10 protein-coding genes and 1 pseudogene are annotated in these 11,910 nt (G+C 72.6%); 5 read left to right on the top strand and 6 right to left on the bottom strand.

The genetic code is table 11. The features are described 5' to 3' along the window. Positions 1–275: 275 nt before the first annotated feature. Positions 276–674, top strand: a complete 399-nt coding sequence (locus ACFV9H_RS40065; protein ID WP_385408696.1) for a VOC family protein — start codon at positions 276–278, stop codon at positions 672–674. Between the two features lie 4 nt (positions 675–678). Here ACFV9H_RS40065 and ACFV9H_RS40060 read toward each other — a convergent pair whose 3' ends face one another. Next, on the bottom strand, positions 679–1,476 hold the full coding sequence (locus tag ACFV9H_RS40060) for a DUF4239 domain-containing protein (protein ID WP_385408694.1): 798 nt from the start codon (positions 1,474–1,476) through the stop codon (positions 679–681). Positions 1,477–1,552: 76 nt separating this feature from the next. Beyond that, positions 1,553–1,900: a winged helix-turn-helix transcriptional regulator gene (locus ACFV9H_RS40055; protein ID WP_385408698.1), complete on the bottom strand. Its 348-nt coding sequence runs from the start codon at positions 1,898–1,900 to the stop codon at positions 1,553–1,555. A 161-nt stretch (positions 1,901–2,061) separates the two neighbouring features. Here ACFV9H_RS40055 and ACFV9H_RS40050 point away from each other — a divergent pair, with 161 nt between their 5' ends. Then, positions 2,062–2,676 (top strand): NAD(P)-dependent oxidoreductase, encoded by a 615-nt coding sequence (locus ACFV9H_RS40050; RefSeq protein WP_385408692.1) that lies wholly within the window; start codon positions 2,062–2,064, stop codon positions 2,674–2,676. Further along, entirely contained in the window at positions 2,673–3,101 is a 429-nt protein-coding gene (locus ACFV9H_RS40045) for a nitroreductase family deazaflavin-dependent oxidoreductase (protein WP_385408690.1), read from the top strand. The genes ACFV9H_RS40050 and ACFV9H_RS40045 overlap by 4 nt, the downstream gene beginning before the upstream one ends. 7 nt (positions 3,102–3,108) lie before the next feature. Here ACFV9H_RS40045 and ACFV9H_RS40040 read toward each other — a convergent pair whose 3' ends face one another. Both ACFV9H_RS40040 and ACFV9H_RS40035 read right to left on the bottom strand, forming a co-directional pair. Further along, positions 3,109–3,399 (bottom strand): hypothetical protein, encoded by a 291-nt coding sequence (locus ACFV9H_RS40040; protein WP_385408688.1) that lies wholly within the window; start codon positions 3,397–3,399, stop codon positions 3,109–3,111. A 136-nt stretch (positions 3,400–3,535) separates the two neighbouring features. After that, positions 3,536–5,101 (bottom strand): APC family permease, encoded by a 1,566-nt coding sequence (locus tag ACFV9H_RS40035; RefSeq protein WP_385408686.1) that lies wholly within the window; start codon positions 5,099–5,101, stop codon positions 3,536–3,538. 310 nt (positions 5,102–5,411) lie between these two features. Here ACFV9H_RS40035 and ACFV9H_RS40030 point away from each other — a divergent pair, with 310 nt between their 5' ends. Next, the gene (locus ACFV9H_RS40030; RefSeq protein ID WP_385408685.1) at positions 5,412–6,500 is read left to right on the top strand and encodes a DNA alkylation repair protein; all 1,089 of its coding nucleotides are present in this window, start codon (positions 5,412–5,414) and stop codon (positions 6,498–6,500) included. 54 nt (positions 6,501–6,554) lie between these two features. After that, on the top strand, positions 6,555–8,354 hold the full coding sequence (locus ACFV9H_RS40025; RefSeq protein WP_385408683.1) for a hypothetical protein: 1,800 nt from the start codon (positions 6,555–6,557) through the stop codon (positions 8,352–8,354). A gap of 47 nt (positions 8,355–8,401) precedes the next feature. Here the strand turns inward: ACFV9H_RS40025 and ACFV9H_RS40020 are convergent, their stop codons facing one another. Together ACFV9H_RS40020 and ACFV9H_RS40015 are read right to left on the bottom strand one after the other, a co-directional pair. Then, complete coding sequence (locus ACFV9H_RS40020) at positions 8,402–9,862, bottom strand: aldehyde dehydrogenase family protein (RefSeq protein ID WP_385408682.1); 1,461 nt, start codon at positions 9,860–9,862, stop codon at positions 8,402–8,404. Further along, positions 9,859–11,604 (bottom strand): annotated as a pseudogene (locus tag ACFV9H_RS40015) (amidohydrolase family protein); the annotation flags it as partial. The gene ACFV9H_RS40020 and the pseudogene ACFV9H_RS40015, both read right to left, overlap by 4 nt. Positions 11,605–11,910: the final 306 nt, after the last annotated feature.

The following is an 11,910-nucleotide window of genomic DNA, read 5'->3' as shown; positions in this document are numbered from 1 at the left end:
AGCGACGCGACGAAGGAGCGCCCTTGACAGGCCGGCCCGACACGGAAGGACGATGAGACTGACGGGAAACCCCCAAGGCTTCTCTGATTCCGCCCGGCTCGGATGCCGCTACCCGAAGCCCCCGCCGTACAGGACTGTCCAGCCCCGCCCCACCGCCCAACCCCACCACCCCGCACAGCCAAAGCCCCCGCACGCCCGCAACCCCGTACCTCCCGCCCCGCACCTCCCCACCCCGCACCTGCCCACCCCGCCCTCCCCCGTCGTACGCTGCCCACATGATCACTTCACGTACCCACATCCGCGTCGCCCGGCCCTCCCTCGACCTCAAGGCCGCCGAGCGCTTCTACGTCGACGGGCTCGGGCTGGACGTGGTGTGGCGGAGCGCCAAGAGTGAGCCCGGCGCGCACGACCTGCTGATGGTCGGGCCCGCCGCAGGCGGGTGGCACTTCGAGCTGACGCATGACGCCGACAATCCGATCGCGCCCTCCCCCACCGTCGACGACCTGTTCGTGGTCTACCTCGGCGAGGCGCCCGACGAGACCCTCGTCGAGCGCCTCGTCGAGCACGGCGGGAAGCGTGTGGCCTCGCACAACCCGTACTGGGACGAGTGGGGCGTCACCGTCGAGGACCCCGACGGCTACCGGCTCGTGTTGTGTTCCCGCAATTGGGGCTGAGTACTTACTCGCCCGCCGCCCAGAACTGGGACAGGGCCGCCTCTTTGTAGGGATCCGGGCGCACGCTCAGGTCCCCCGCGAAGGGGCGGTCCAGGGCCACCACCAGCAGCAGGCTGAAGCCGATCAGCCCGGCCACCGCCGATACGAACAGCAGCTGCATCTTCAGGCTGCGCAGCCCGAACAGGAAAGTGAGCGGGAGGATCACCAGCGCGCCCCCGTACACCAGCACTTGCAGCAGGATCGGCAGCGAGGTCTCGGCCATCGAGATGCGCGCCCGGCGCTGTGCGGCGACGTCGTTGACGCGGGTGACCGCCTCGGCGTAGAAGGTCTCGGCGCGGGGGCCGCTCGGTTCGTACGCCTGGAGGGCCTCGTACAGGGCGCGGGTCTGCGGCGCGGTCGCGTCGTAGCTCGGCCGGCCCTCGCGCATCAGCGGCCACTGCTTCTCGACGACGGCGTGCGCGTACGCTCCCACCGCCTGGTTCACCCGGGCGCGGTCGGCCGGGGGGAAGGCGTCTGCGCTGCGTACGACCAACGCCAGGTCCGTCGCCTCGGTGGCGACGATGTTCTGGGTGTTCTCCAACTGCGTCCAGAGCGTGACGACGACGAACGCGAGGATGATGCCGTAGATCGCGCCGAACATGCCGAGCGCGACGCCGACCATCTCGTTGTGGTCGCCGGCGGCGAGGTGCGGGAAGCGGCGGCGGGCGGCCAGGCTACCGAGGACGGCGAGGCCGGTGACACCGCCGACGAGGAAGACGGCGATGACGAAAGTGCTGAGGTGGTTGAGCAGCCAGAGGATCATGCACTGCTCAACGAGCGGCTGCCCCGGACGGCCCTGCCCCTGACGCCCCCCGCCTCCTGCCCCGCCTCCAGCCCGCCTACCGCCCCGCTTCCAACCCCGCCTCCTGGGCGTCGATCAGCTCGTCCCAGTGTTCCCGCGTCCACTCGCAGGCCGCGTCCAGCGGGCCCAGGAGGCCCCGGCCGAGCGGGGTGAGGGCGTATTCGACGCGGCGCTCGGGGCCCTCGTACTCCTCCCGTACGACGAAGCCGTCACGCTCCAGCCCGCGCAGGGACTGCGTCAGGGACTTCGAGGTGATGCCGCGCAGCGGGACCTTGAGCTCCGAGAAGCGGCGGGGCCCGCCCTCCAGGCAGCGCAGGATCAGCGTGGCCCACTTGTCGCCGATCCGGAACGGGACCAGCGGCGACGGGCAGACGGGGTCGAACATCTCGGGGTCCAACGGTTCCCCGGGCGGTACGGGCACCACGGGCGCCACGGGCGCCACGGGCGGTACGGGCGCCACGGGCGGTACGGACAGCAGGTCGCTCATGATCCACACGGTAGGCCGGTATCCGATCGGTAACCAGCCCCTCTCCTACGCTCGCGGCCATGAACATCACGAGCGGAAACAGCAGCAGGATCATCGTGTTCGGCGCCCGCGGCCGCGTCGGCCGGGCCGTCGTCGCCGAGGCGCGGGCGCGGGGCCACCAGGTCACCGAGGCGGGCCGCGCCGAGGGGGACGTCACCTCGGCGGCGGACGTGGCGCGGCTGGCGGCCGGGCACGATGCGGCGGTGGTCTCGGTGTACGACATGCAGGCGGAGCCGGGGGCGTACTTCCCGGCGGTGGCACGCGCGCTGGCGGCCGGGCTGCCTGAGGCCGGGGTCGGGCGGCTGGTCGGGGTCGGGCTGGCCTCCGTGCTACCGACGGAGTCGGGGGCGCCGCTGATGGACACGCCGGGGTATCCGCAGGAGTGGCGGGAGTTCTACCTCGGCCACGGCGCCGGCACCGACGCGCTGCGGGCGGCCGCGCCCGAGGGCCTGGACTGGGCGGTGCTGTCCCCGGCGGGGGATTTCGACCCCGACGGCGCCCCGGCCGGCGGCCACGCCTTCGCCCCGGCGGACGCGGCGAGCCGGATCACGCACGCCGACTTCGCCCGGGCCGTGGTGGACGAGGCCACCGCCCCGACCCTGCACGCGGTCCACGCCGGGGTGGGGCCGGCATGACCGCCACCCACGCCGTGACCGACAGCCCGAACCCCTGGGTCGCCGAGCACATCCGGCGCTTCGAGGAGACCGCCGGACAGCCCCGGCCGGGGTTCTCGGACCTGCTGCTGACCACGCGGGGCCGGAGGTCGGGGGTGCTCCGCCGCACGGCGCTGGCCTACGTCCGGGCCGGGGACGCCTACGTCCTCACCGCCTCCAACAGGGGCGGCGACCGCCACCCGGCCTGGTACCTGAACCTGGCCGCCGACCCGGCCGTGACCCTTCAGGTCGGCGCCGAGACCTTCCCGGCGACCGCCCGCCGAGCCACCCCGGCCGAGGCGGAGCGGCTGTGGCCGGTGGTGGTGGCCGCGATGCCCTCGTACGCCGACTACCGGGAGGCGACGGCCCGTGAGATCCCGCTGGTGCTGGTCACCCGTACCGACTGAGGCGGGTTCAGCCGACCTTCGGGGTCTTGGGCAGGCCCGCGTCCATGGCGGAGCCCGCACCGGCCAGGGAGCTGTCCGTGGCCTTCGCGGCCGACCCGGCGACCGCGGCCGTCACGCCCACGGCCGTCTTCGTGTCCTCCACGGCCTGCTCGGGGTGCTTGACGATCTCGCCGACGCGCTGGGTGATCGGGGGCCCCGGGATGGGCGACTGGTCGGCGTGGGCGGCGACGGGGGTGAGTGCGAGGGCGGCGCCGCCGGTGAGGACCAGGGCGGAGAGGGTGCGCTTCATGGCATTCATGCCCCACCCAACGACCCTCCCGCATCCGGGGTCACTGCGGCGTCAGCCCGGCAACGCCCGCGGCCCCGGATCGAGGGGATCGATCCGGGGCCGCGAGGATGACTCGGGGGGATGACTCGGCAGTGGGGGCGGGAGGTCAGTCCTCGACCACCAGGGCCGGGGTGGACTTCGTCAGGACCTCGCCGCGGAAGAAGGCCGGGCTGCGGCGTTCGGTGACGAACATGATGACCAGGCCGAGGGCCAGCAGGCCGACGCCGATGATGAAGACGCTGCCGACGCCGAGGACGGTGGAGCCGGAGCCGTAGGCCGGGTCCCACATGTCGAAGAGGGTCCGGCGGAAGACCTCGGCCAGCAGCAGGCCGCCCAGGACCGGGAAGACGCCCTTGAAGAACAGGTCTCGGGCGGAGCGGCGCAGGTCGCGGCGGAAGTACCAGGCGCAGGCGAAGGCCGTCAGCGAGTAGTAGAAGCAGATCATCAGGCCGAGGGCGAAGATCGTGTCCGTGAGGACGTTCTCGCTGACCAGGGTCATGATCGTGTAGAACGTGCCGGTGGCGACGCCCGCCATGACGGTGGCGCGGCCCGGGGTCTTGAACTTCGGGTGGACCTTGGCGTAAGAGGGCGGCAGCGCCTCGTACGTCGACATGGCGAGGACCGTGCGGGCCACCGGGATGAAGGTGGTCTGCAGGGACGCGGCGGCGGAGGCCAGGACGGCGACGAAGAGCAGGACGCCGAGCATCGGGCCCATCACCGGGCCGGCGAGGGCCGCGAAGACGTTGTCGGAGGTGTCCGGGTTGCCGAGGCCGAGGCCCTTGTCGCCCGCGCCGACGGCCATCTGGGCGGCGATGCCGGTGGCCAGGTACGAGCCGACCAGGACGACCATCGCGATGAGCGAGGCGCGGCCCGGGGTCTTGGCGGAGCCGGTGGTCTCCTCGTTGGTGGCCAGGCACGCGTCCCAGCCCCAGTACATGAAGATCGAGAGGGAGAGACCGGCGGTGAAGGCCGCCATGGACTCGACCGCGAAGGGGTTCATCCAGGACCAGGAGAAGTCCAGGCCGGTGTCGAAGGTGCCGGCGGAGGCCTTCTGGAAGGCCATGGCGACGAAGATGGCGAGCACCACGAGCTGGAGGCCGACCAGCGCGTACTGGACGCCCTTGGTGGCCGTCATGCCGCGGTAGCTGATGGCGGTCGCGACGGCGATCAGGGTGAGGCAGGTGGCGATGTGGACGAGCTTGTTGTCGTCCAGGGCCGCGATCGACGGATTGCCCGTGATCTCGCCGGCCAACAGCCAGAAGTACGAGGTGGCGACGCCGGCCAGGTTGGAGAGCACGATGATCGTGGCGATCACCAGGCCCCAGCCGCACATCCAGCCGATCCGCGGGCCGAAGGCCTTGACGGTCCAGGTGAAGGAGGTGCCGCAGTCCGGCATGGCCTTGTTGAGCTCGCGGTACGCGAAGGCGACCAGGAGCATCGGGAGGAAGCCGGCGAGGAAGACCGCCGGCATCTGGACGCCGACCTCACCGGCCGTGGAGCCGAGGGTCGAGGTCAGGCAGTAGACGGGGGCGACGGTGGAGATGCCGATGACGGCACTGCCCACCAGTCCGACGGACCCCTTGCCGAGGCCCTTGCCGCGTACGTCGCCCTCGCCCTGGGCCGCGCCGCTTACCGTGTCTCCGGCCTGGGGCCGAACGTCCAGCTGAGTCATGAGTCAGGACGTTAGATGCTGCGCATTCCACATCTGGAGGGCTTTGGTCCGGATCCTGTGGAGCCCAAATCCCTTTGAATCGCCAGATCAAGAGTGTTCACGAGCATGCAATACAAGGTTCACTCTGGCATCCATCCAGGGTTCGACAGGCGCCGGACAGCCGGTTCCGTCATACGGAAACCGCAGCCATGTCCCTTTTGGGCGGTTTCAAACTTTCCCGTGTGACCGCGGTCACTCCCGGCGGGGCGCGGTGACCACCACGCCGTGCGGAACCGGCCCGAACCGGCACGTCATCCGCAAAACTGTTCCCATGCCCACGGCCGATGAGCTCCTCAGCGCGGAAACCGTCACCACCCTCGCCCGACTGCTCGCCCGTGCGGGCGGCCGCCGGTCCGCGCCCGCCCTGCGCGCACGCGCCGACGCGCTCGACGGACTGACGTACAGCGGCCGCGTCGCCGCCGTCCGCGACGCCGTGCTCACCGACCTCCCCGCAGACTGGCCCGGCTTCGAGGCCGTCGTACGCGGGGCCCTGGCGGACCCCGCCTTCGACGGATGGATGACCTTCCCCGTCAACGAGGCCGTCGCCGTCCGCGGGCTGGAGGTGTTCGAGCCCGGGCTGGCGCTGCTGCACGACCTCACCTCCCGGCTCACCGCCGAATCCGCCGTACGGCCCTTCCTGCGCGCCGACCCGGCCCGCGCCCTGGCCGTCGTACAGCAGTGGACCGCCGACCCGGACCCGCACGTACGCCGCCTCGCCAGTGAGGGCACCCGGCCCCGGCTGCCGTGGGCCCCGCAGCTGCCCGCCTTCATCACCGACCCGCGCCCGGCCCTGCCCGTACTGGACGCCCTCTACCGCGACGAATCCGAATACGTCCGCCGCTCCGTCTCCAACCACCTCAACGACATCAGCCGCGACCACCCCGACCTCGCCGTCGAAACCGCCGCCCGCTGGCTGGCCCGGCCCGAGGCCACGACGAACCGCGTCGTACGGCACGGACTGCGCACCCTGATCAAGGCGGGCAGGCCCGAGGCGCTGACCCTGCTCGGTCACGCCCCGGACGTTCCGGTCGGCGTGCGCGGGCCGGTGGTGACCACCCCGCGGGTCGCGGTCGGCGAGTACCTCGTCTTCGACTACGCCGTCACCAACACCGGCACGCTCCCGGCCGAGCTGGTGGTCGACTACGTCGTGCACCACACGAAGGCGAACGGCACCCGCACCCCGAAGGTCTTCAAGCTCGTCACCCGCGCACTGTCCGCCGGCGAGACCCTCACCGGCACCAAGCGGCACTCCTTCAAGCCGATCACCACCCGCCGCTACCACTCGGGCGAGCACCTGGTGCAGCTCCAGATCAACGGCCGGGTCCGCGGCGAGGCCGTTTTCTCGCTGGACGCCGGATGATCACTGCGGCATGCTGCCGGTCATGACCTACGGAATCGAGTCCCACCCCGCCCGGTGAGCGCCCGCGACGAGCGCCCGCCGCTCACCACCGGCCCCTCCCTGTACGACTACGCCCTCTTCCGCCACGGCATCGAGCCGGAAGAGCGGATCCCGTTCAACGGTTACCCGCTGCCCGACGGGCACCCGCCCGAGCCCTCCCCTCCCCGCCTGCGGTGGCAGGAGGCGCACCGGAAGGTGACCGCCGCACTCGTGCCCCTGCTGGGCGACCCCGACCCCGTACGGGCCGCCGAGGCCGTCCACCGGCAGACGGTCGCCCTGGCGATGCCCCACCGCACCCTGCGCGCGCACGTGGCACGGCTCGTCCCGGAAGACGGGGACGCGGCCCGGCGGACCGCCCGGCACCTGGTCCGCACCGGCACCTCGGCCGCGGCCGTGACCGTCGGCATGGCCCTGCTGATCCGCCTCGGCGAGGCGGAGGACGTGCCGCACCTGAAGGCCCTCGGCATGCTGCGGGGCCTGGCCACCGCCGCGTCCGCGGCCCTCGACCCCCTCGACCGGCAGGCCGCCGCCCTGCTGGAGCTCCGCGGCCGGATCAGCTCCGACCCGGAGCGGGCCCTGCTCGCGGCGGCGGCCACCGGTGGCCCCGAGCACACCCGCACGGCACTGCTCTCGCTCCCCGACACCGTGCTCTCGGAACGCCCCCGCCGGCTCGCCGAAGCCACCGACCTGCACGGTCTGCTGCGGGCCCACCCCGGGGACCCGGAACTGGCCCGCGTGGCGATGCGGTTGCTGCAGGGGATGTGCCGGCAACCCGACGACCGGACGGAGATCCTCGCGTACGGCCCCGCCGTACTCGTGTACACGCTGCTGCTCGCACACGCGGACCGGCTGCCACCGACCCCCGACCTGCACGCGCTGCTGCTCTCCACCGCCCTCGACCTGCACAGCGGCCCCGCCGCCCTCCTCGACTGGGGTCCCGGCAGCCGGCAAGCCCTGCTCGACGCTCTCGAAGGGACCCTGTCCGAAAGGGCGGAGGGCGGGCCCCCGCTCCTGGCGGACTGGATCCGGCGCCACGCGCGCCTGCCGTTCGCCCGCCCGCCGGCCGCGGCCTCCCCCGGAGGGCCACCGACCCTGCAGGTGGCGCCCGTCCAGACCGAGGTGGACTCGTCCGCCGTAGAGACCCGCCTCCTTGTCGACGGACTCCCGCTGCTGCCCTCGCTGTTCCGCAGCGGCTCGGGCAACGCTCCCGAGTACCTGGTCGACGACGGCGGCCTGCGCGCCGGACCGGAGCCGCGGGAGGTGCAGCTCGCCGAGGCGTACTGCGCCGAAGGGTGCTGCGGCGCGCTGTACGTGACGATCCGCCGGGACGGCGCCGAGGTGGTGTGGGGCGACTGGCGGGGGGCGGTGGGCCCGCCGCCGCCCGAGTACCGCTTCGACGCGGCCGCCTACGACGCCGAGGTCGAGCGCGCCGAGCTGGACCACTCCTGGTGCTGGCCGGCCCGCCGCACCGCACGGCTGATCTCGGCGGGCCTGCGGGAGCAGCCCGACCTGCTGGGACGCTGGGACCTGTCACCCGTCTGGCTCTCCACCGACCATCGGGAGCCCCACACCACGGTCGTGCGGCTGGTGTTCACGCCCCCGGACGGCGCGAAGGACCCGCACGGCGACCCGCTGCGGCTGTACTTCGACTGGCGCCTGCCCGACGACGGCAGCCCGCCGCAGGAGCGGGCGGCCGCCGCACTGGAACGGATCGCCCAATCCGATCCCAAGGGCTTCGCCCCGCTCGCGCGGGGCAGCGGCAAGCTCGCGAAATCCCTCGGCTACAGCTGGTCACAGCCGGGCGTGGACACGTAGGAACGGCCGGCCCGGGGACGTTCCCCGGGCCGGCCGGCCGCGGTGCCTCAGCCCGTCCAGACGATCGACTGCATCTCGCTGTACGCGTGCAGGGCGTACGAGCCCACGTCGCGCCCGACTCCGCTGCGCTTGAAGCCGCCGAACGGCGCCTCCATGTTCCGCCCGATGGTGTTCACGCCGACCCCGCCCGCCCGCAGCCGCCGCGCCACGCGGAACGCGCGCGCCGAGTCCCCGGACCACACGTAGCTCAGCAGGCCGAAGTCGCTGTCGTTGGCCAGCCGGATCGCCTCCTCCTCGTCCCCGTCGAAGGGGACGACCACGACGACCGGCCCGAAGATCTCCTCGCGGACCACCCGCATGTCGTTCGTGCAGTCCACGAGCAGGGTCGGGGCCACGTAGAAGCCCTTGCCCGCGTCCCCCACCCCCGGGCGCTCCCCGCCGTACGCGAGGCGCGCGCCCTCCTTCTTGCCGAGCTCGACGTACGACTCCACGCGGTCGCGGTGCGCGGCCGAGATCACCGGGCCCACCACCGTGCCCTGCGCCCTCGGGTCGCCGACCTTCATGAAGGCCAGGTAGCCGGTGAGCTTCTCGATCAGCTGGTCGTAGACCGCCCGGTGGACGATCACCCGGGTCGGGGCCGTGCAGATCTGCCCGGAGTAGAAGGAGAAGGTGGTCCCGATGCCCATCATCGCCGCGTCCAGGTCCGCGTCCTCGAAGACGATCGCCGCGCCCTTGCCGCCCAGCTCCATCAGCTGCCGCTTCATCGTGCGGCCGCAGACCTCCGCGATGCGCTGACCGACCCCCGTGGAACCGGTGAAGGACACCATGTCCACGTACGGGGAGTCCACGGCGGCCTCGCCGACCTCCACCGACTGCCCGTTCACCACGTTGACCACGCCCGCCGGCACCCCGGCCTCCGCGAGCGCCTCGGCCATCTTGAACACCGACAGCGGGTCCTGCGGGGCCGGCTTGACCACCACCGTGTTGCCCATGGCCAGGGCCGGGGCCACCTTGCCCGCCGGGTTCGCCCACGGGTTGTTGTAGGAGGTGATGCAGGTGACCACGCCGACCGGCTGGCGCACTTCCAGAGCGCCCAGGATGCTCGCCTTACCCATCGGGCCGGCTTCCGTGACCTGCGGCGGCAGCCCGCGCTCGACCGGTTCCAGGGCGCCCTTCGCGTACCGCCGGAAGCGGGTGACCCCGACGCCGACCTGCATGCCGCGCGCGATCCCGGTCGGGGCGCCCGTCTCGGCCTGGGCGAGGGCCGCCCACGGCTCGAACTCCCGCTGCATGATGTCCGCGGCCCGGTCGAGGATCGCCGCGCGCGCCTCGGGCGTCGTACGGGACCAGCTCTCGAAGGCCTCGGCAGCGGCCCGGGTCGCCTCCGCGACCTGCCCGCGCGAGGCCTCGGGGGCGAGCCCGACGACGGATTCGTCCGCCGGGTTGACCACCTCGTAGTGGCCGCCCTCGGGCTCCACCCACTCGCCGCCGATGAAGAGTTTGCTCATCGCGTACTCACCGTCCTCGTGTCCCGGCCCGACCTGAGCACGATGCCCGGCACGGCCCCCGTCACCTCGTCGTCGCGGATGGTCTCCACGCCGTTGACCCGTACGGAGATGACGCCGATGGCCCGGGAGTCCAACCGCGGGCTGTCGCCGGGCAGGTCGTGGACGAGGGTCGCCGGGCCGGCCTCGATGCGCTCCGGGTCGAAGAGGACCAGGTCCGCGTGGTAGCCCTCGGTGATCCGGCCGCGCTCGCGCAGCCCGAACAGCTGGGCCGGGTCGTCGGTGAGCATCCGTACCGCCTGCTCCAGCGGCACCAGCTTGCGGCCGCGCAGGCAGTCCCCGAGGAAGCGGGTCGTGTACGGGGCGCCGCACATGCGGTCCAGGTGCGCGCCGGCGTCGGAGCCGCCGAGCATGACGTCCTCGTGCTGCCAGGTCTCGGCGCGCAGGGCCCAGGTCGCCGGGTCGTTGTCGCTGGGCATGGGCCAGAGCACCGTGCGCAGGTCGTCGTTCGCGCATATCTCGACCAGGCACTGGAACGCGTCCTGGCCGCGCTCGGCGGCGATGTCGTTCACGACCCGGCCGGAGAGGCCCTCGTTCTCCCTGCTGTACGTGTCGCCGATGACGTAGCGCCCGAAGTTGGCGAGGCGGCGGAAGACCCCGGCTTCCTTGCTGTCGGCGCGGCGCAGCATCTCGGCCCGTACGTCCGCGTCGCGGAGCTTGGCGATCCGCTCGGGGACGGGCAGGCCCAGGATCTCGCCCCAGCCGGGGATCAGGTTGAGCGCGCAGAAGGTGCCGAGGGACATGTTCATGGGGGTGAGGATCGGCATGGTCAGCGCGACGATCCGGCCGCCGGCCTTGCGGGCGCGCTCGCTGGGGATCAGCTGGCGCGGGACCCGCTCGGGTACGGAGGCGTCGATGGTGAGGACGTTCCAGTTCAGGGGCCTGCCCGCGGCCGCGCTCATCTCGACGAAGAGGTCGATCTCCTCGTCCGCGAACTGGTCGAGGCAGCCCGCGACGATCGCTTCGAGCTGGGTGCCTTCGTGTTCGGCGACGGCGCGGGAGAGCGCGAGCAGCTCTTCCGGCTTGGCGTGCCGGGAGGCCACGGGGGCGCCGGCGCCGTCGGAGTGGGTGGAGGACTGGGTGGTGGACAGGCCCCAGGCTCCGGCGTTCATGGCGTCGTGGAGGAGGTCGAGCATCTGCTGCATCTGCTCGGGGGTCGGCTGACCGCCGACGGCGTCCTCGCCCATGACGTGGCGTCGCAGGGCGCAGTGGCCGACCATGAACCCGGCGTTGACGGCGATCCGGCCGTCGAGCGCGTCGAGGTACTCGCCGAAGGTGGACCAGCTCCAGTCGACGCCCTCCTCCAGAGCCTTGAGGGCCATGCCTTCGACCTTGCTCATCATGCGGCGCGTGTAGTCGGCGTCCTCGGGACGGTCCGGGTTGAGCGGGGCCAGGGTGAAGCCGCAGTTGCCGCCGGCGACGGTGGTGACGCCGTGGTTCATGGAGGGGGTGGCGTACGGGTCCCAGAAGAGCTGGGCGTCGTAGTGCGTGTGGGGGTCGATGAACCCGGGGGTGAGGACCAGCCCGGTGGCGTCCTCGCTGGTCCGGGCCTCTTCCGTGACGGTGCCGATGGCGACGATGCGGCCGTCGCGTATGCCGACGTCTGCGACGCGGGCGGGGGCGCCGGTGCCGTCCACGACGGTGGCGCCCTTGATCAGGTGGTCGAGCATGACGTCCCTTCTCCGTTGCGTTCCGTTCCGGTGCGGCCGTTCGCCTCCCGGCGGGGCGCGGTTGCCCCTTGGCCGGGACCGGCCCGGTTGGCGTGGCGCTGCTGCCGGGGCTCCGCCCCGGACCCCGCGCCTCAAACGCCGGCGAGGCTGGATTTTCCTTGGCCGGGATCGGCCTGCTCGGGGCGGCTTCGTTGCCGGGGCTCCGCCCCGGACCCCGCGCCTCAAGCGCCGGCGAGGCTGGATTTTCCTGGGCCGGGACCGACCCGGGTTGGGGCGGTGCCCCGCCGGAGCATCTCCTCGTCCTCGCGCACTTGGCAGGTG

This window comes from Streptomyces sp. NPDC059874 (assembly GCF_042731135.1).
Classification (GTDB): domain Bacteria; phylum Actinomycetota; class Actinomycetes; order Streptomycetales; family Streptomycetaceae; genus Streptomyces.
Note: the sequence above shows the minus strand (reverse complement) of the source record. Positions and strands in the feature narration are given on the sequence as shown.

Excerpts from the sequence above, each read along its gene's own strand:
- ACFV9H_RS40065 (WP_385408696.1), top strand. The coding sequence starts at position 276 with ATGATCACTTCACGTACCCACATCCGCGTCGCCCGGCCCTCCCTCGAC.
- ACFV9H_RS40060 (WP_385408694.1), bottom strand. The coding sequence starts at position 1,476 with ATGATCCTCTGGCTGCTCAACCACCTCAGCACTTTCGTCATCGCCGTC.
- ACFV9H_RS40055 (WP_385408698.1), bottom strand. The coding sequence starts at position 1,900 with ATGTTCGACCCCGTCTGCCCGTCGCCGCTGGTCCCGTTCCGGATCGGC.
- ACFV9H_RS40050 (WP_385408692.1), top strand. The coding sequence starts at position 2,062 with ATGAACATCACGAGCGGAAACAGCAGCAGGATCATCGTGTTCGGCGCC.
- ACFV9H_RS40045 (WP_385408690.1), top strand. The coding sequence starts at position 2,673 with ATGACCGCCACCCACGCCGTGACCGACAGCCCGAACCCCTGGGTCGCC.
- ACFV9H_RS40040 (WP_385408688.1), bottom strand. The coding sequence starts at position 3,399 with ATGAATGCCATGAAGCGCACCCTCTCCGCCCTGGTCCTCACCGGCGGC.
- ACFV9H_RS40035 (WP_385408686.1), bottom strand. The coding sequence starts at position 5,101 with ATGACTCAGCTGGACGTTCGGCCCCAGGCCGGAGACACGGTAAGCGGC.
- ACFV9H_RS40030 (WP_385408685.1), top strand. The coding sequence starts at position 5,412 with ATGCCCACGGCCGATGAGCTCCTCAGCGCGGAAACCGTCACCACCCTC.
- ACFV9H_RS40020 (WP_385408682.1), bottom strand. The coding sequence starts at position 9,862 with ATGAGCAAACTCTTCATCGGCGGCGAGTGGGTGGAGCCCGAGGGCGGC.